Origin of the sequence: Pseudomonas sp. DL (genome assembly GCF_047199225.1) — a bacterium.
GTDB classification, from domain to species: domain Bacteria; phylum Pseudomonadota; class Gammaproteobacteria; order Pseudomonadales; family Pseudomonadaceae; genus Pseudomonas; species Pseudomonas aeruginosa.
In genome coordinates this window covers 6,143,325-6,161,642 of sequence record NZ_CP178323.1, presented here as the reverse complement: position 1 = coordinate 6,161,642, position 18,318 = coordinate 6,143,325, and the positions used below count along the sequence as shown (strand labels likewise).

The window sequence follows — 18,318 nt, the reverse complement described above, 5'->3', positions numbered from 1 at the left end:
TCTGGCCCGGCCGGAGAGCCGGGCTTTTTTTCGCCTGATGAAAGGTGCGCGATGCCGCACCTCGCTGAAGAGAGACCCGTCGCCATGCGCCCCGCCCGTGCCCTGATCGACCTGCAAGCCCTTCGTCACAACTATCGGCTGGCCCGCGAGGCCACCGGCGCCCGTGCGCTCGCGGTGATCAAGGCGGACGCATACGGCCACGGCGCGGTGCGCTGTGCCGAAGCGCTGGCGGCCGAGGCCGATGGCTTCGCCGTGGCCTGCATCGAGGAGGGCCTGGAGCTGCGCGAGGCCGGTATCCGCCAGCCGATCCTGCTGCTGGAGGGCTTCTTCGAGGCGTCCGAGCTGGAGCTGATCGTCGCCCACGACTTCTGGTGCGTGGTGCATTGCGCCTGGCAATTGGAGGCGATCGAACGCGCCAGCCTGGCCCGCCCGCTGAACGTCTGGCTGAAGATGGATTCGGGCATGCACCGCGTCGGCTTCTTCCCCGAGGACTTCCGCGCCGCCCACGAGCGCCTGCGGGCCAGCGGCAAGGTGGCGAAGATCGTGATGATGAGTCACTTCTCCCGCGCCGACGAACTGGATTGCCCGCGCACCGAGGAACAGCTCGCCGCCTTCGCGGCCGCTAGCCAGGGCCTGGAAGGCGAGATCAGCCTGCGCAATTCGCCAGCCGTGCTCGGCTGGCCGAAGGTGCCCAGCGATTGGGTACGTCCGGGCATCCTGCTCTACGGAGCCACGCCGTTCGAGCGCGCACATCCGCTGGCCGACCGCTTGCGCCCGGTGATGACCCTGGAATCGAAGGTGATCAGCGTCCGCGACCTGCCGGCCGGCGAACCGGTCGGCTACGGCGCGCGCTACAGCACCGAGCGTAGCCAGCGTATCGGCGTGGTCGCCATGGGCTACGCCGATGGCTATCCGCGCCACGCCGCCGACGGCACCCTGGTGTTCATCGACGGCAAGCCGGGGCGCCTGGTTGGCCGGGTATCGATGGACATGCTCACCGTCGACCTTACCGACCATCCCCAGGCCGGGCTGGGCAGCCGGGTCGAACTATGGGGCCCGAACGTGCCGGTCGGCGCCCTGGCGGCGCAGTTCGGCAGCATTCCCTACCAGCTGCTGTGCAACCTGAAAAGGGTGCCGCGCGTCTATTCCGGGGCTTGAGAAAAACTTTCCGAATTCTTTGCGCAGGCATGTCGACCGATCTGTTGTAAATACTGAACAGTGTTGCCATGATACGGCCGACTTGGGGTCGCCAGCCGTGTGCGGCCTCGTTTTGCCTTGCCTGCCAGAAGAATAAGGAGGACTCCACCCTTGGACGTCGGTGCTCGTCTGCAAACCATCCGAAAGCTCAAAGGTCTTTCCCAGCGCGAACTCGCCAAACGGGCGGGTGTCACCAACAGCACTATCTCGATGATCGAGAAAAACAGCGTGAGCCCTTCCATCAGTTCGCTGAAGAAGGTGCTGGGCGGTATCCCCATGTCCCTGGTGGAGTTCTTCTCCCTGGACCTGGAGCAGGACAGCCATACCCAGGTTGTCTACAAGGCAGACGAACTGATCGACATTTCCAGCGGCGCGGTGTCCATGCGCCTGGTGGGCAAGGCGCACCCGAGCCGGGCGATCGCCTTCCTCGACGAAACCTACCCGCCGGGCTCCGACACCGGCGAGGAAATGCTCAACCACGAAGGCGAGGAGGCCGGCGTGCTGGTCGACGGGCGCCTGGAACTGACCGTCGGCAGCGAGACCTATGTGCTCGAGCGCGGCGACAGCTACTATTTCGAGAGCAACAAGCCGCACCGTTTTCGCAATCCCTACGATGTGCCGGCACGCTTGATCAGTGCCACCACGCCCGCAAATTTCTGACCTGAAGCACAAGACCCCGCCGGGCCCGAAGGGCGCCGGCCGACAAGGGGCATGCGGGGCTGCGACCTAATGCCGCAAGGCTTTGCGAGGGTGTGCAATTGTTTCTGCCGGGCTTTCTTTGCCGTTATACTTGCGCCCGCCCGCGCGGCCCGCAGTGATCGGTATCGTGCCCGGGTGTGATAAGCCACGATGAGGGTGTAAGGGTGAACCTGATTAAAAAAATGCTGGCGGCCCAAGCTGCCGTGTTGGCCCTGTGGGCTGTAAGCGCTCAGGCTACGACCACTGACGATGCGATCGCCAAGCGCCTCGAGCCGGTAGGCAAGGTCTGCGTACAAGGCAAGGAATGCGAAGGCGTCGGCGCCGTCGCGGCAGCCGCCGGTGGCGGCGGTGCGCGTTCCGGCGAAGACATCGTCGGCAAGACCTGCAACACCTGCCACGGCACCGGCCTGCTGGGCGCGCCGAAGGTTGGCGACAAGGCCGAGTGGGGCAAGCGCGCCAAGGAGCAGGGCGGCCTCGATGGCCTGCTGGCCAAGGCGATTTCCGGTATCAACGCCATGCCGCCGAAAGGCACCTGCGCCGATTGCTCGGACGACGAGCTGAAAGCCGCGATCAAGCATATGTCCGGTCTGTAACAACGCCGGGACAGTGTCGCGAAAAGCCGCCTCCTGGCGGCTTTTTCGTATCCGCGGTGCGGGTTTTTCCCGCTGGCGGATCGTCCCGCCGGCAAACAGGGTCCAAACTTCCGGCTACCCATTCGCCGGAGGGCATCGTCTTGAGCCGAACCTGTTCCATCGACGCCGCAGTCGATCACTTGCTGCAGACCATCGAGGGCCCGATTCGCATGGGCCTGCCCCTCGGGCTGGGCAAGCCCAACCGACTGGTCAATGCGTTGTACCAGCGCCTGCGGACCCTGCCGGAGCGCCAACTGACGCTGTATACCGCGCTTTCCCTGGGGCGTCCCGCCGCTGGCGGCGACCTGCAACGGCGTTTCCTCGAGCCTTTCGCCGAACGGGTCTTCGCCGACTACCCGGAGCTGGATTACCTGCACGCCCTGCGCCGCGACGAACTGCCGGCGAACATCCGCGTCGAGGAGTTCTACCTGCAGCCCGGCAGCCTGCTGGACAGCGCGCCGGCGCAGCAGCACTACATCAGTTGCAACTACAGCCACGTCGCCCGCGACATCAATGCCAAGGGCGTCAACGCGGTGGCCCAGCTGGTGGCGCGGCATCCCGAGCGGCCGGGCAAGCTGAGCCTGGCCTGCAACCCGGATATCACCCTGGACCTCCTGCCGATGCTGGAGAAGCGTCGCGCCGCTGGCGAGACCATCGTCGCCATCGGCGTGGTCCACGATGACCTGCCCTACCTGCCGGGCGACGCCGAGGTCGAGGAGTCGGTATTCGACCTGCTGATCGACGCGCCGGCGGAAAGCAGCCGGCTGTTCTCCACGCCGAACATGCCGGTCAACCTGCAGGATCACTGTATCGGTCTCCACGCCAGCGCGCTGGTGCGCGACGGCGGCACCCTGCAGATCGGCATCGGCTCGATGGGCGACGCGCTGACCGCCGCCCTGCTGCTGCGCCAGCGCGACAACGCCACCTACCGGGCGTTGATCGACGAGCTGGGTGTGCGTGCGCGCTGGGCCGAGACGATCGAGCGCGACGGTGGCCTGGAGCCGTTCCGCCGGGGGCTTTACGGTTGCAGCGAGATGTTCGTGCCGGGTCTGCTGGCGCTGGCCGAGGCCGGCGTGCTGAGCCGCCGGGTCTACCCCGACGAAGCGCGGCAGCGTGCCGCCGAGCGCGGCGAGGCGCCGGTGGAGGGCGGGGTGTGGCTGCACGGCGGCTTTTTCCTCGGTCCGTTGGCGTTCTACCGGCGCCTGCGCGAGATGTCGCTGGAAGAGCGCGCCGGGATCGGCATGACCGGCATCGGCTTCGTCAACAACCTGTACCGCCAGGAAGAGCTGAAGCGCCTGCAGCGGCGCGACGCGCGCTTCATCAACAGCGCCTTCACCGTGACCCTGCTCGGCGCCGGGGTCGCCGACCAGCTGGAGGACGGCCGGGTGCTCAGTGGCGTCGGCGGGCAGTACAACTTCGTCGCCCAGGCCCACGAGCTGGAGGGCGCACGTTCGATCCTGATGCTGCGTAGCTGGCGCGAATCCGGCGGGGAAGTCAGTTCGAACATCGTCTGGCAGTACGCCCACACCACCATTCCCCGGCACTTGCGTGACATGGTGGTGACCGAGTACGGGATCGCCGACCTGCGCGGCAAGAATGACGCGGAAGTGATCGCCGCGCTGCTGGCCATCGCCGACTCGCGCTTCCAGCAGGCGCTGGCCGAGCAGGCCCAGTCGGCCGGCAAGCTGCCGAAGGATTTCGTCCTGCCCGAACGCTATCGCAACAATACCCCGGAGCGCCTGCAGGCCTTGCACCAGGCCCACGCAGCGGCGCTGCCGGAGTTTCCCCTGGGCAGCGATTTCGACGAGGTCGAGCAGGACCTGCTGCGGGCGCTGGGTTGGCTCAAGCGCAAGCTGAAGCTGAGCGAGATCCTCGAACTGGGCAAGGCGACCCTGGATGCGCCGGAGCCAGAAGCCTACCCGGCGCATCTGCGGCGCATGGACCTGGACGATCCGCAGGGGCTTCGCGAGGAACTCTACCAGCGCTTGCTGCTGGCCGGCCTGCGAGCCAGCCAGGAAGAGCGGGGCTGAGTGGCGCTCAGTCGAGGAACTCGACCTGACCGCCGGCCAGCGATTTCACCCGGGCCAGGGACTCGACCCGGTAGCCTTCGCTTTCCAGCAGGGCGCGGCCATCCTGGAAGGATTTCTCGATGACGATGCCGAGCCCGGCGATGCTCGCGCCGGCCTGGCCGATCAGGTCGATCAGCGCCTTGGCGGCATGGCCGTTGGCGAGGAAGTCGTCGATCACCAGCACGTGGTCGTGGGCGTTCAGGTGCTTGGCCGAGATGGCGATGGTGCTCTCGGTCTGCTTGGTGAAGGAGAACACCTTGGAGATGTACAGGTTGTCCTTCAGGGTCAGCGACTGGTACTTGCGGGCGAAGATCACCGGGACGCCCAGCTCCAGGCCGGCCATGACCGCCGGGGCGATGCCGGAAGCCTCGATGGTGACGATCTTGGTGATGCCTTGGTCGCGGAAGCGCATGGCGAACGCGTGACCGACCTGCTGCATCAGCTGCGGGTCGATCTGGTGGTTGAGAAAGGCGTCGACCTTGAGTACGTGCTCGGAAAGGACGATGCCTTCCGAGCGGATTTTGTCTTTGAGAATGTCCACGGGTGGCTTCCTGCGAAGCGGCTGTCGCTGATGAAGCGCGGCATTGTACCGCCAGCCGGCGCCGCGCGCGACGTTCTCTCGGACGAGCGAACATGATCGAGCGGTCAGGAATCCGCGCCTGCCCGGCGCGGCCCCGTGGCAGGCGGGCCGCGCCGCTGCCGGCTCATTTCAGCAGGTTGTTCACCAGTAGCGTCTCGACGTCCTTGAAGCGCCCGCTGAGCACGGCCTTGGCGGCGTAGAGCGCGGTGTCGGCGACCTGGCCGAACTCGATCTTCGGCGGCATCACCAGCTCCGCAGGGTTGGTATGCACGTCCAGCAGCGCCGGACCGGGCTGGGCGAGGAACTCCTGCACCGCCGCCTCGAGCTCCTCGGAGCGCGTCACCTTGCGTCCGTGGAAGCCGATCACTTCGGCGAGACGGGCGAAGTCCGGGTTGAGCAGGTCGGTGTAGTTGTCCAGCAGGCCCTCGACCTTCTGTTCCAGCTCGACGAAGTTCAGCGAGGCATTGTTCAGCACCACTACCTTGATCGGCAGTTTTTCCTGGATGGCCGTCAGCAGGTCGCCGAGCAGCATGGCCAGGCCGCCGTCGCCGGAGATCGAGATCACCTGGCGCTCGGGGTAGGCCTTCTTCAGCCCCAGCGCCTGGGGCATGGCGTTGGCCATGGTGCCGTGGACCAGGCTGGTGAGGGTGCGGCGCTTGCCGTTGCTGTGGATGTGACGCAACAGCCAGACCATCGCCGAGCCGCCGTCGGCGGTGAACAGGGCGTCCTCGCTGGCGTGCTGGTCGAGCAGGCTGACCAGGTGCTGCGGATGGATCAGCTCGCCCTTGCCGGCTTGCTCTTCTTTTTCCAGCGTCCGCAGCGAGCGCTCGCGGTGCTCCAGGCATTCGTCGAGGAAGCTGCGCTCCTCGCGGGCTTCGAGCAACGGCAAGAGCGCCTCGAGGGTGGGGATCACGTCGCCGACCACGCCGAGATCGATGGGGTGGCGGCGGCCCAGGTGACTGCCATCGCGGTCGACCTGGATCAGGGTGGCCTTCTGCGGATAGAACTGCGCCCAGGCGAAGTCGGCGCCGAGCAGCAGGAGGGTGTCGCACTCGGTCATCATGTGGAAGCCGGACTCGATCCCGAGCATACCGGTCATGCCCATGTTGAAGGGGTTGTCGTACTCGACGAAGTCCTTGGCCCGCGACGTGTGCGCGATGGGCGCCTTGAGGCGGTCGGCGAGGGCCACCAGCAGGTCGTGGGCGCCCTGGCAGCCGGAGCCGGCGTAGATGCCGATCTTCTTGCCGTGGGCCAGCAGGCGGGCGACGTCCTGCAGTTCGGCGTCGCTGGGGCGCAGCACCGGTTGCGGGAAATGCACCGAGAACGGCAGGTCGTCCTTCACCGTGGCCTGGCTGATGTCGGCCGGCAGGATCACCACCGCCACGCCGCGCCGGTTGAGCGCCGCCTGGCAGGCCAGGGCCACCACCCGGCGCGCCTGTTCCGGGCTGTGCACCTGCTCGCAGAACACCGAGCAGCTGGCGTAGACCGCCTTGAAGTCGACCTCCTGGGGAAACTCCATGCCCAGTTGCGGGGTGACGATCTGGCTGGCGATCAGGACCATCGGCGCGCGGTTGCGCTGGGCCTCGTAGACGCCGTTGATGAAGTGCAGGCTGCCCGGTCCGCAGGAGCCGGCGCAGGCGGTCAGGCGTCCGCTGATGTAGGACTCGGCGCCCGCGGCGAAGGCCGCCGCTTCTTCGTGGCGCACGTGGACCCACTGGATCTGGCTGCGATGGATGGCGTCGGTGACATGGTTGAGGGTGTCGCCGACGATGCCATAGCAATGGCGGACGCCGGCGGCTTCCAGGGTTTCCACGACGATCTCGGCGACTTTCTTGCTCGACATGAAGCTGTCCTCGAATGGAATTCGTTAGCTAGCTAATTTTGGTCGCGCGTGGAGCGGCAAAAGTTCCTCGCCCGAGGCTAGGCATCGGGCAAGACACTTTTGTGAAAATCGAGACAGTCGAGGCGCGGCGGGCTCAGCGCTTGAGCATGGCGCGGATGTCGGCGAGGGCGGCGTTGCCCTTGGCCGCCTTGACCTCTTGCGGGGCGTCTTCCATGCCTTCCCATTCGAGGTCTTCGGGGGGCAGTTCGTCGAGGAAGCGGCTCGGCGAGCAGTCGATGATCTCGCCGTATTGCTTGCGCTTGGCGGCGAAGGTCATCGCCAGGTTCTGCCGCGCGCGGGTGATGCCGACGTAGGCCAGGCGGCGCTCCTCTTCCACCGTGTCGGCCTCGATGCTGGAACGGTGGGGCAGGATCTCTTCCTCCATGCCCATGATGAACACGTAGGGGAACTCCAGCCCCTTCGACGCGTGCAGGGTCATCATCTGCACGCCTTCGGCGCCTTCCTCTTCTTCCTGCTGGCGCTCCAGCATGTCGCGCAGGACCAGCTTGGCGATGGCCTGCTCGATGGTCATGTCGCCTTCCTCGTCGCGCTCGAGGGTGTTCTTCAGTGCCTCGATGAGGAACCAGACGTTGCTCATGCGGAATTCGGCGACCTTGTCGCTGGAGGCGTTCTGCCGCAGCCAGTTCTCGTAGTCGATGTCCATCACCATGCTGCGCAGCACGGCGATCGGCTCGTTCTCCGCGCACTGTCGGCGGATACCGTCCATCCAGCGCTTGAAGCGTTGCAGGCGTTCGTGGAAACGGCTGTCGAGGTGCTCGGCCAGGCCCATCTCGTCGCAGGCGGCGTACATCGAGATCTTGCGCTGGGTGGCGTAGTTGCCGAGCTTCTCCAGGGTCGCCGAACCGATTTCCCGACGCGGCACGTTGATCACCCTGAGGAAGGCGTTGTCGTCGTCGGGGTTCACCAGCAGGCGGAAGTAGGACATCAGGTCCTTCACTTCCTGGCGCCCGAAGAAGCTGGTGCCGCCAGAGAGCCGATAGGGAATCTGGTGGTGCTGGAGCTTCAGCTCCATCAGCTTGGCCTGGTGGTTGCCACGGTAGAGGATGGCGAACTCGCTGTACGGCCGCTCGGTGCGCAGGTGCAGGGTGAGGATCTCCATGGCGATGCGCTCGGCCTCGGCGTCCTCGTTGCGGCAGCGGATCACCCGGATCGGATCGCCGTGGCCCATCTCGCTCCACAACTGCTTCTCGAATACGTGCGGGTTGTTGGCGATGAGGACGTTCGCGCACTTGAGGATGCGGCTGGTGGAGCGGTAGTTCTGCTCCAGCATCACCACCTTCAGCGAAGGGAAGTCTTCCTTCAGCTGCATCAGGTTTTCCGGACGCGCGCCGCGCCAGGCGTAGATCGACTGATCGTCGTCGCCGACCACGGTGAACTGGGCGCGGTCCTTCACCAGCAGCTTGACCAGCAGGTACTGGCTGGCGTTGGTGTCCTGGTACTCGTCCACCAGCATGTAGCGCACCTTGTTCTGCCACTTCTGGAGGACGTCCGGATGTTCCTGGAACAGCTTCACCGGTTGCAGGATCAGGTCGTCGAAGTCCACCGCGTTGTAGGCGCGCAGGGTGCGCTGGTAATGCAGGTAGACGATCGCGGCGGTCTGCTCCTTGGGGTTGCGGGCCTTTTCCAGCGCCTCCTCCGGAAGGATCAGGTCGTTCTTCCAGGCGCCGATGTAGTTCTTGATCTCGTCGACGCCGTCGTCCCCGGAATACTCCTTCTGCATGATGTCGGTCAGCAGCGCCTTGATGTCCGACTCGTCGAAGATCGAGAAACCGGGCTTGTAGCCGAGCCGTTCGTGTTCCTTGCGGATGATGTTCAGGCCGAGGTTGTGGAAGGTCGAGACGGTCAGGCCCTTGCCCTCGCCGCCGCGCAGCAGGGTGCCGACGCGCTCCTTCATCTCCCGCGCGGCCTTGTTGGTGAAGGTCACGGCGACGATGTACTGGGCGCGGATACCGCACTGCTGGACGAGATAGGCGATCTTGCGGGTGATCACGCTGGTCTTGCCGGAGCCGGCGCCAGCCAGGACCAGCAGGGGACCGCCGACGTAGTTCACGGCTTCTTGCTGCCGGGGATTGAGTCGGGACATAGGAACAGGCCGGAAGAGAGGGTTGAAGCGGGGACGTATTCTAACAGGCTGGCTGGCATCCGCGAGAATTAGCGTGCAAGCTGTGACCGATCCCGAGATCGTTCACGCCATTTTGCTGTAGATTCCCTACCGCATTAGGATGATGCCGTTCGTTCTTTACGAAGATTCTTAAAACTTTGGAGGTTGCTTGTCAGCGCCCGCAGAACCCTTGCGCCTGCTCCTTCTGGCGGATACGCCGGACTGGGCGCCACTGCTAGGTGAACGCCTGAGAGCGCTGGGGCCTGCCTTTTCGCTGAGCATCGTCACCACCTGGGAGGGCGCGGCCACCCTGTTCGCCGCCGAGCCCCGGGGGCTGCTCCTGGCCACGCCGGCCTGCCTGCCGCTGGGGACTCCCTGTCCCTGGCCGGTGATCCTGCTGTTGCAGCAGGAGCCGGCGCAGGCGCCGGTTGGGGTGGTCGACTGGCTGGCCGCCGAACAGCTCTCCGAGGACAGCCTGCGCCGCTGCCTGCGCTACGCGCGCGAGCGCCTGGGTTTGCAGGCGACCCTGCAACTGCTCGCCGAGCAGGATCCGCTGACCGGCATCGCCAACCGCCAGGGCTTCCAGACCCTGCTCGCGGCGCGCCTCAGCGAATTCGACGGGCGTGGCCTGGTGCTCGGCCACCTCGACCTGGACAACTTCCGTCACGTCAACGATTCCCTCGGCCACCAGGGCGGCGACCGCCTGATCCTGCAGGTGGTCAACCGCCTGCGCGGCTTCATGGAGAACGGCGACAGCCTGGCGCGCCTGGGCAGCGACGAGTTCGCCCTGCTGCTGGACACCCGTCGCGATCCGCAACGCGCCGAGCGGGTCGCCGAACGCATCGTCGAATGCCTCGGCGAGCCCTACTGGATCGATGGCGAGAGCCTGTTGCTGGGTTGCAGCCTGGGACTCGCCCACGCCCGTGCCGACGAAGGCGCCGACCCGCTGATGTGGCATGCGCACATCGCCATGCAGCAGGCCAAGAGCCGCCAGGGTTGCACCTTCCATGTCTTCGACGAACGCATCAACCGTGGCGTGCGCAGCCTCGCCGACCTCGAAGCCGAACTGCGCCGGGCGCTGCGTCGCGACGAGCTGGAGCTGCACTACCAGCCGCGACTGTGCCTGGACAGCGGGCGCATCGTCGGCCTGGAGGCGCTGGTGCGCTGGCGCCACGGCGAGCGGGGCCTGCTCACGCCCAGCGAGTTCGTCCCGCTGGCCGAGGAGAGCGGGCTGATCGTGCCGCTCGGCTACTGGGTCATCGCCCGCGCCCTGCGCGACATGCAGTGGCTCAACGGGCGCGGCCTGGAGCCGTTGCACATGGCGGTGAACCTGTCGTTCCGCCAGTTCCAGGACAGCCAGTTGCTGCCGACCCTGCAACGGTTGATCGAAGAGCACGGCGTCGACGCGCGCTGGCTCGAGTTCGAACTGACCGAGACCGCCGTGATGCGGCGTAGCGACCAGGTGCTGCAGACCATGCAGGCGCTCGGCCAACTGGGCGTGCGCTTTTCGCTGGACGACTTCGGCACCGGTTTCTCGTCCTTCGTCCACCTCAATAGCCTGCCGATCACCCTGTTGAAGATCGACCGCAGCTTCGTCGGCGGCATGGACCAGCGGGCGGAAAACTTCCAACTGGTGCGGGCGATGATCAACCTGGCGCACAACCTCAACCTGGAAGTGGTTGCCGAAGGCGTGGAGACCCTGCGCCAGCAGGAGCAGTTGCGCGATTTCGGTTGCGACCAGGTGCAGGGCTACTGGATCAGTCCGCCGCTGCCGCTGGCGGAACTGGCGCGTTTCCTGGGCATCGGCGAGCGCTCGGCGCACCGCGGCCAGCCGCTCGGCAATTGAGCGCCGACGTCTCGCTGGCCGTGGCTTTCGGCAGCAACCGCGCGGTCGTCCACTCGAAGGCCAGGGTCAGGCCGATGGCTGCGCAGGCCAGGCCGCCGGCCAGCCCCCACCAGACGCCCGCGGCGCCCCAGCCGGCCGCGAACGCCAGCAGGCAGGCCAGCGGCACGCCGACCAGCCAGTAGCAGGCCAGGCCGACCAGGAAGGTGGTGCGGGCGTCCTTGAGACCGCGGATCGCGCCCATGGCGACGTTCTGGGTGCCGTCGAACAGCTCGAACCAGGCGGCGATCGCCAGCAGCGAGACGGCCATCGCGGCCACCTCCCGGTTGGCCGGGGCGTCGCGGTCGAGGAACAGGCCGATGATGGCCTCCGGCATCCACCAGAAGAGCCCGGCGAAGAGCAGCATGCACAGCGCGCCGAAGCCGATGCCGACACGCCCGGCGCGGCGTGCTTCGAGCAGGCGGCCGGCGCCGAAATGCTGGCCGATGCGGTAGGTGGTGGCGTACGACAACCCCACCGGCACCATGAACGCCACGTATACCGCCTGGATGGCGATCTGGTGCGCGGCCAGGGCGTGATCGCCGATGATGCCCATGCACAGGGTGGCGACCGTGAACATCCCCGACTCCACCGCGTAGGTGCCACCGATGGGCAGCCCCAGGCGCAGTATCTCCTCGACCATCGCCCGCTGCGGCCGTCCCAGTCCGCGCAGCAGCGAGTACTCGGCATAGGCCGGCTGCAGGCGGATATACAGGGCCAGCAGCAGCGGCATGCAGTTCATGACGAGGGCGGTGACCAGGCCGATACCGGCCAGGCCCAGGCGCGGCAGGCCGAACAGGCCTTCTATGAAGGAATAGTTGAGAGCCAGGTTGGCCAGCGCGCCGAGCACGCTGATCGCCATCACCGGGCCGGCGCGGTCGATGGCGCTGGTGAAGCCGCGCAGGACCATGAAGGCCATGTAGCCGGGCAGGGCGAATGTCAGGCTGTGGAGGAACTGCATGGCGCCGTCCACCGTCTGCGGCGCCTGGCCGAAGACCAGGAGCAGCGGCCGCAGGTTCCATAGCAGCAGGCCGGCGGCCAGGGCCAGCGCGGCGCCGACCCAGAGTCCGGAGCGAGCGGCCGCGGCGGCGCCAGCGGCGTCGTCGCAGCCGTGACGGATCGCCACCAGGTTGCCGACCGCTGCCACCACGCCGACACAGAACATCGAGACGAAGGCGTAGCTGACCGCGCCCAGGCCGCCGGCGGCCAGCGCGTCGGGGCCGAGCTTGCCCATCATCACGGTGTCGGTGAAGACCATGGCGACATAGGCCAGCTGGGCGGCGATCAACGGGCCCGCCAGGCGCAGGATGGCTTTGAGTTCGACGAGGGATGGCGAGGACATGGATGAGTAAGGCTCAGGAGGAGATGGTTGCCGCGATGGCCTGTCGGCGTTGAGAATGCGGCTATTCTCGGTGCGACTGGCATGGCTCCACAAAAGGAAAAACAAGATGCCAGGCATGAGTAAAAGTCATGAAAGAGGTAATTCCCCAATGACCCGTCGCCTGCCCCCGCTGTATGCCCTGCGCGCCTTCGAGGCTGCCGCCCGGCACGCCTCTTTCACCCGCGCCGGCGAGGAACTGGCGATAACCCAGAGCGCGGTGAGCCGGCACATCCGTACCCTGGAGGAGCACTTCGGTTGTCGTCTGTTCGAGCGCCATGGCCGCCAGTTGCAGCTGACCGAGCCGGCACGCCTGCTGCTGCCCGGGCTGCGCGACGGCTTCGATGCGCTGGAACGGGCCTGCACCGCCCTGCGTGTGGACGACGCCACCCTGCGCCTGAAGGCGCCTTCCACCCTTACCCTGCGCTGGCTGCTACCGCGCCTGAGCCGCTTCCGCCACCTGAACCCGGATATCGAGGTGCAGCTCACCAGTGCCTGGATGGATGTGGACTCGGTGGACTTCCAGCGCGAGCCTTTCGACTGCGCGGTGTTGCTGGGCAGCGGCCAGTTCAGCCCGGAATGGGAAACGGCAGCGCTGTTCGCCGAATGGCTGGTGCCGGTCTGCGGTCCCGACGAGGCCGTGGAGCCCTGGACCCTCCAACGCCTGCGTGACAGCGAGTTGCTGCACCCCACGCCGGATCGTCGCGACTGGCGACGCTGGCTGCAACGGACCGGGCTGGGGGAGGAGGTGTCGCTCAAGGGCGGCCAGGTGTTCGACACGCTGGAACTGGGCATCGTCGCCGCCGCGCGAGGCTATGGCGTGTCCATCGGCGACCTGGTGATGGTCGCCGAGGATGTCGCCCAGGGCCGCATCGGCCTGCCCTGGCCGGTGGCGGTGGCCAGCGGCGAAAGCTATCACCTGGTCTGGCCTCGTGCCCGCAGGGGACAGGAACGCTTCCAGCAATTGCGCGACTTCCTCCTCGCGGAGGTGGCGGCGATGCGTCTGCCCGTCGTCGAGCGGCTGGCGTGACGCCGCCGGACAACTCCTGGCGCTGACGCGACGTTACAGGTCGCTGCCGTCGCTGGGCCGGGCGCAGGGTTTGCGCTAGGGTCGTTGGTCGTTGCCTGTCGGGAGCGGCAGGGGACGGAGCTTCCTTCCAACCGCCCAAAGGAACCCGCCATGACCTTCGCCAAAGGAATACTCGCCGCGCTGGCGCTCGCCGCCGCAGTCGGCCAGGCCAGCGCCACCGAACTCGAGCACTGGCCGGCCCCCGCCGCCAGGCAACTGAATGCACTGATCGAGGCCAACGCGAACAAGGGCGCCTATGCCGTGTTCGACATGGACAACACCAGCTATCGCTACGACCTGGAAGAATCGCTGCTGCCCTATCTGGAAATGAAGGGCGTGCTGACCCGCGACAGGCTCGACCCTTCGCTGAAACTGATCCCGTTCAAGGACCAGGCCGGGCACAAGGAGAGCCTGTTCAGCTACTACTACCGGCTTTGCGAGATCGACGACATGGTCTGCTATCCCTGGGTCGCCCAGGTGTTCTCAGGCTTCACCCTCAGGGAACTGAAGGGCTATGTCGACGAACTGATGGCCTACGGCAAGCCGATCCCCGCCACCTATTACGACGGCGACAAGCTCGCCACGCTCGACGTCGAGCCGCCGCGCGTGTTCAGCGGCCAGCGCGAGCTGTACAACAAGCTGATGGAAAACGGCATCGAGGTCTACGTGATCAGCGCGGCCCATGAGGAACTGGTGCGGATGGTCGCGGCGGACCCCAGGTATGGCTACAACGCCAAGCCGGAGAACGTCATCGGCGTCACCACCCTGCTGAAGAACCGCAAGACCGGCGAGCTGACCACTGCGCGCAAGCAGATCGCCGAGGGCAAGTACGATCCCAAGGCCAACCTCGACCTGGAGGTGACCCCCTACCTGTGGACCCCGGCGACCTGGATGGCCGGCAAGCAGGCTGCGATCCTCACCTACATCGACCGTTGGAAGCGGCCGATCCTGGTCGCCGGCGATACCCCGGACAGCGACGGTTACATGCTGTTCAACGGCACCGCGGAAAACGGCGTGCACCTGTGGGTCAACCGCAAGGCCAAGTACATGGAGCAGATCAACGGCATGATCAAGCAGCATTCCGCCGCACAGGCCAAGGCCGGCCTGCCGGTGACGGCGGACAGGAACTGGGTGATCGTCACTCCGGAGCAGATCCAGTAGGCGAAACGGCGAGGGGCCGGCATTGGCCGGCCCCCGCATCCCTCAGCGCACCACGTGCAGGAAGTGCATGTGCCGCTCGTACTGGTCGAGGATGTCGCCGATCACGCCGTCGCGGCTCCAGCCCATGATGTCGTAGTCCTGGCCGCCTTCCTGGAGATGGACCTCGGCGCGGAAATACTTGCGCGACTCGCTGCTGTCCTCGGTGTCGCGCATCACGAAGCTCGGCGTGGTGAAGGCGCGCGGACGCACCTCGTAGATGAAATCGACCTCGCCGCCGTGGCTGACTTCCAGCCGAACCCGGCCGTCCTCGCCGTCCTGCACCTGGACTTCGTAGCCCTGCTTGCGCAGTTCGGCGGCGACGTCCTCGCAGGCCGGTCGCGCCACATCGGTGATGAAGCGGTTGACGTGGCTGCGCCTTGGGAACATGGCGATGTTGCGCAGGCGGCGCTGCCAACCGTCGCCCTCGCTTGCGCCGCTGCGCGTGGTGGGGCGGGAGAAGGTCAGCGCCTGGTAGCGGATGCCGCGCTTGGTGGCATCCAGGTGCAGCGCCTTGAACAGGCCCCAGATCGACGCCAGGAGCACGATGGAGAATGGCAGCGCGCTGGCGATGGTCGCGGTTTGCAGCGCCTTGAGGCCATCGGCGAGGAGCAGGGCGATGGCCACCACGCCCATCAGCACCGACCAGAATATCCGCTGCCAGAGCGGCGAGTGGTCCTTGCCGCTGGAGGCTAGCATGTCCACCACCAGCGCGCCGGAGTCGGCCGAGGTGACGAAGAACACCACCACCATCAGCACCGCCACCAGCGAGATCACGCTGCCCAGCGGGAAGTGCTCGAGGAAGGCGAACAGCGCCACCGAACTGTCCTGGTTGACCACTTCGGCCAACTGGGTGAAGCCCTCCTGCAGGACCATGTGGATGGCGGTATCGCCGAACACCGTCATCCACAGCAGGGTGAAGCCGGCCGGGACGAACAGCACGCCGCAGACGAACTCGCGGATGGTGCGGCCGCGCGAGATACGGGCGATGAACAGGCCGACGAAGGGCGACCAGGACAGCCACCAGCCCCAGTACAGCAGGGTCCAGCCGCCGATCCAATCGGTGGGCTCGTAGGCGTACAGGTTGAAGGTCTTGTTGACGATGTCGGACAGGTAGGCCCCGGTGTTCTGCACGTAGGTCTGCAGGAGAAACACGGTCGGCCCGAGGACCAGCACGAAGAGCAGCAGGATCACCGCCAGGCTCAGGTTCAGTTCGGACAGGATGCGGATGCCGCGGTCCAGTCCGCTGGCCACCGAGAGCGTGGCGAGGCCGCAGGTGGCGGCGATCAGGGCGATCTGCACGGTCTGGTTCACCGGCCAGCCGAACAGGTGGTGCAGGCCGCTGTTGATCTGCAGCACGCCGTAGCCGAGCGAAGTCGCCACGCCGAACACGGTGCCGATGATCGCGAAGATATCCACCGCGTGGCCGATGGGGCCGTAGATACGTTCGCCGATCAGCGGATACAGCGCCGAGCGCAGGGTCAGCGGCAGGCCGTGGCGATAGCTGAAGAAGGCCAGGATCAGCGCGACGATGGCGTAGATCGCCCAGGCATGCAGGCCCCAGTGGAAGAAGGTCAGCTTCATCGCTTCCTTCGCCGCCTGCACGGTGTTCGGCTCGCCCACCGGCGGGGTGGTGAAGTGCATCACCGGTTCGGCAACGCCGAAGAACATCAGGCCGATGCCCATGCCGGCGGAGAACAGCATGGCGAACCAGGTGGTGTTGCGGTAGTCGGGACGACTGTGGTCGGGGCCGAGCTTGATGTCGCCGTAGCGGCTGACGGCGAGGAACACCACGCTGATCAGGATCAGCGCCACGGCCAGTACGTAGAACCAGCTGGCGTTGGTGATGATCCATTGCTGGACGTGGTTGAACAGCGATTGCGCTTCTTCCTGGAGGAGGACGGTAAACAGCACCAGGGCCAGGATCAGGGCGGCGGAGGTATAGAAGACCGGAGGATTCAGGGTGCTCCGGGGGGTAGTGGGTGTCTCCATGTAAGCTAGCTCTCCTTGTGATCGGATTGCCCGCCGAAGGCGGAAGACGAAACAGCCTAACACATCGTGATAGCTAATTTGATTCGAAAAGCCTTAATCGATAGCTTTGCTGAATTATTACGCTTCACGTGGAGGTCATTGCCCGATACTGCAGGGCTTCCGCCAGGTGCCGGCGTTCGATGGCATCGATGCGCTCCAGGTCGGCCAGCGTCCGGGCCACCTTGAGTATGCGATGCAAGGCGCGCAAGGAAAGTTCCAGGCGCTCTCCGGCAGCCTCCAGCCAGCGGCGGTCCGCTTCGGCGAGTGCACAATTGCGGTGCATCGCCTGGAGATCGAGATGGGCATTGGCGCAGCCCTGGCGGGCCAGTTGCCGTTGCCGTGCGGCGCCCACCCGTTCGCTGACCTCGGCGGTAGCGGTTTCGCCGTGTCCTGGCTGCAGGCTGGTGCTTTCGCGGAGCACGCTGACGTGCAGGTCGATGCGATCGAGCAGCGGTCCGGACAGCTTGCCCCGGTAGCGCTGGACCTGTTCCGGGGTGCAGCGGCAGCGGCCACTGGGATCGCCGAGGTAGCCACAGGGACAGGGATTCATCGCCGCCACCAGTTGGAAGCGCGCCGGGAAACGTACCCGGCCGTTGGCCCGGGCAATGACGATCTCGCCGCTTTCCAGCGGCTCGCGCAGGACCTCCAGGACCTTGCGCTCGAACTCCGGCAGTTCGTCGAGGAACAGCACGCCCTGGTGCGCCAGGGTGATCTCGCCCGGCTGCGGGCGGCTGCCGCCGCCGACCAGGGCCGGCGCGGAGGCGGAGTGGTGCGGCTGGCGGAACGGTCGCTGCGGCCAGTGCCTGAGGGGGACGTGGCTGGCCACCGAATGGATCGCCGCGACCTCCAGGGCTTCGTCCTCGTCGAGCGCCGGCAGCAGGCCGGGCAGGCGGCTGGCCAGGAGGGTCTTGCCGGTGCCCGGCGGGCCGCTGAGCAACAGGTTGTGCGCGCCGGCGGCGGCCACCAGCAGGGCGCGCTTGGCGGCGGCCTGGCCCTGGACCTCGGCCAGGTCTGGATAAGGGAAGGGCGCGCGGAGCAGGCCGCGGGCCTGGTAGGGCGGCAGCGGGGCCTGGCCGGAGAGGTGTCCGGCGATCTCCAGCAGGTGGTCCACGGCGAACACCGTCAGCCCGCTGGCCAGGCTGGCCTCTTCGGCATTTTCCTTCGGTACCACCAGAACGCGCCTTGCGTCGCGCGCCGCCAGCGCGGCCGGCAATACGCCTCGCACTGGCCGGATCGCCCCGGACAGGGCCAGTTCGCCGAGGCACTCCAGGCCGTCGAGGGCGGTGCCGGGCAACTGGCCGCTGGCGGCGAGGATGCCGAGTGCGATGGCCAGGTCGAAGCGACCGCCGTCCTTGGGTAGGTCGGCGGGGGCGAGGTTGAGGGTGATGCGCCGCGCGGGGAAGTCGAAACCGGCATTGAGCAGGGCGCTGCGCACGCGGTCCTTGCTCTCGCGCACCGCGGTTTCCGGCAGGCCGACCAGGGTCAGCGAAGGCAGGCCGTTGGCCAGGTGCGCCTCGACGCTGACGCAGGGGGCTTCGACGCCGACCTGGGCTCGGCTGTGGACAATCGCCAGGGACATG

Annotated in this window: 13 protein-coding genes; 7 read left to right on the top strand and 6 right to left on the bottom strand. The window is 66.6% G+C overall.

What is annotated here, in order from left to right; genetic code table 11:
- The first annotated feature begins 84 nt into the window (after positions 1 to 84).
- The 4 genes from alr to ACI766_RS28680 all read left to right on the top strand — a co-directional run bounded on the left by alr (position 85) and on the right by ACI766_RS28680 (position 4,558).
- On the top strand, positions 85 to 1,158 hold the full coding sequence (gene alr, locus ACI766_RS28695; protein WP_003096515.1) for an alanine racemase: 1,074 nt from the start codon (positions 85 to 87) through the stop codon (positions 1,156 to 1,158).
- A gap of 150 nt (positions 1,159 to 1,308) precedes the next feature.
- Positions 1,309 to 1,857 (top strand): cupin domain-containing protein, encoded by a 549-nt coding sequence (locus ACI766_RS28690; protein ID WP_003096513.1) that lies wholly within the window; start codon positions 1,309 to 1,311, stop codon positions 1,855 to 1,857.
- Between the two features lie 203 nt (positions 1,858 to 2,060).
- Positions 2,061 to 2,489, top strand: coding sequence for a c-type cytochrome (locus tag ACI766_RS28685; RefSeq protein WP_003096511.1), 429 nt, complete (start codon positions 2,061 to 2,063; stop codon positions 2,487 to 2,489).
- A gap of 209 nt (positions 2,490 to 2,698) precedes the next feature.
- Positions 2,699 to 4,558, top strand: coding sequence for an acetyl-CoA hydrolase/transferase C-terminal domain-containing protein (locus tag ACI766_RS28680; protein WP_003123719.1), 1,860 nt, complete (start codon positions 2,699 to 2,701; stop codon positions 4,556 to 4,558).
- Positions 4,559 to 4,565: 7 nt separating this feature from the next.
- On the opposite strand, the gene ACI766_RS28675 is transcribed toward ACI766_RS28680, so the two are convergent.
- The 3 genes from ACI766_RS28675 to rep all read right to left on the bottom strand — a co-directional run bounded on the left by ACI766_RS28675 (position 4,566) and on the right by rep (position 9,163).
- Positions 4,566 to 5,138: a xanthine phosphoribosyltransferase gene (locus tag ACI766_RS28675; protein WP_003096508.1), complete on the bottom strand. Its 573-nt coding sequence runs from the start codon at positions 5,136 to 5,138 to the stop codon at positions 4,566 to 4,568.
- 163 nt (positions 5,139 to 5,301) lie between these two features.
- Entirely contained in the window at positions 5,302 to 7,020 is a 1,719-nt protein-coding gene (locus ACI766_RS28670; RefSeq protein ID WP_003098265.1) for a thiamine pyrophosphate-dependent enzyme, read from the bottom strand.
- A gap of 133 nt (positions 7,021 to 7,153) precedes the next feature.
- A complete protein-coding gene (rep, locus tag ACI766_RS28665) occupies positions 7,154 to 9,163 on the bottom strand; it encodes a DNA helicase Rep (RefSeq protein ID WP_003110454.1) in 2,010 nt (669 codons plus the stop codon).
- A 187-nt stretch (positions 9,164 to 9,350) separates the two neighbouring features.
- Here rep and ACI766_RS28660 point away from each other — a divergent pair, with 187 nt between their 5' ends.
- Positions 9,351 to 11,027, top strand: a complete 1,677-nt coding sequence (locus ACI766_RS28660) for a putative bifunctional diguanylate cyclase/phosphodiesterase (RefSeq protein ID WP_003121292.1) — start codon at positions 9,351 to 9,353, stop codon at positions 11,025 to 11,027.
- Here ACI766_RS28660 and ACI766_RS28655 read toward each other — a convergent pair.
- A complete protein-coding gene (locus ACI766_RS28655) occupies positions 10,939 to 12,405 on the bottom strand; it encodes a NorM family multidrug efflux MATE transporter (protein WP_076939068.1) in 1,467 nt (488 codons plus the stop codon). The genes ACI766_RS28660 and ACI766_RS28655 overlap by 89 nt on opposite strands.
- A gap of 148 nt (positions 12,406 to 12,553) precedes the next feature.
- Here ACI766_RS28655 and ACI766_RS28650 point away from each other — a divergent pair, with 148 nt between their 5' ends.
- Positions 12,554 to 13,471 carry a LysR substrate-binding domain-containing protein gene (locus ACI766_RS28650; RefSeq protein WP_034046906.1) on the top strand — a complete coding sequence of 306 codons (918 nt, stop codon included), beginning with the start codon at positions 12,554 to 12,556 and terminating at the stop codon, positions 13,469 to 13,471.
- Between the two features lie 150 nt (positions 13,472 to 13,621).
- Positions 13,622 to 14,671, top strand: coding sequence for a phosphorylcholine phosphatase (gene pchP, locus ACI766_RS28645; protein ID WP_003110458.1), 1,050 nt, complete (start codon positions 13,622 to 13,624; stop codon positions 14,669 to 14,671).
- A gap of 42 nt (positions 14,672 to 14,713) precedes the next feature.
- Here pchP and betT read toward each other — a convergent pair whose 3' ends face one another.
- Together betT and ACI766_RS28635 are read right to left on the bottom strand one after the other, a co-directional pair.
- Positions 14,714 to 16,699 (bottom strand): choline BCCT transporter BetT, encoded by a 1,986-nt coding sequence (gene betT / locus ACI766_RS28640; protein WP_003096496.1) that lies wholly within the window; start codon positions 16,697 to 16,699, stop codon positions 14,714 to 14,716.
- Between the two features lie 124 nt (positions 16,700 to 16,823).
- A complete protein-coding gene (locus ACI766_RS28635) occupies positions 16,824 to 18,317 on the bottom strand; it encodes a YifB family Mg chelatase-like AAA ATPase (protein ID WP_003098248.1) in 1,494 nt (497 codons plus the stop codon).
- Between the last annotated feature and the right edge of the window lies 1 nt (position 18,318).

Bases quoted from the DNA above. Each gene is read 5' to 3' on its own strand.
- alr (WP_003096515.1), top strand. From the start codon at position 85: ATGCGCCCCGCCCGTGCCCTGATCGACCTGCAAGCCCTTCGTCACAAC.
- ACI766_RS28680 (WP_003123719.1), top strand. From the start codon at position 2,699: ATGGGCCTGCCCCTCGGGCTGGGCAAGCCCAACCGACTGGTCAATGCG.
- ACI766_RS28670 (WP_003098265.1), bottom strand. From the start codon at position 7,020: ATGTCGAGCAAGAAAGTCGCCGAGATCGTCGTGGAAACCCTGGAAGCC.
- rep (WP_003110454.1), bottom strand. From the start codon at position 9,163: ATGTCCCGACTCAATCCCCGGCAGCAAGAAGCCGTGAACTACGTCGGC.
- ACI766_RS28655 (WP_076939068.1), bottom strand. From the start codon at position 12,405: ATGTCCTCGCCATCCCTCGTCGAACTCAAAGCCATCCTGCGCCTGGCG.
- ACI766_RS28650 (WP_034046906.1), top strand. From the start codon at position 12,554: ATGACCCGTCGCCTGCCCCCGCTGTATGCCCTGCGCGCCTTCGAGGCT.
- pchP (WP_003110458.1), top strand. From the start codon at position 13,622: ATGACCTTCGCCAAAGGAATACTCGCCGCGCTGGCGCTCGCCGCCGCA.
- betT (WP_003096496.1), bottom strand. From the start codon at position 16,699: ATGGAGACACCCACTACCCCCCGGAGCACCCTGAATCCTCCGGTCTTC.
- ACI766_RS28635 (WP_003098248.1), bottom strand. From the start codon at position 18,317: ATGTCCCTGGCGATTGTCCACAGCCGAGCCCAGGTCGGCGTCGAAGCC.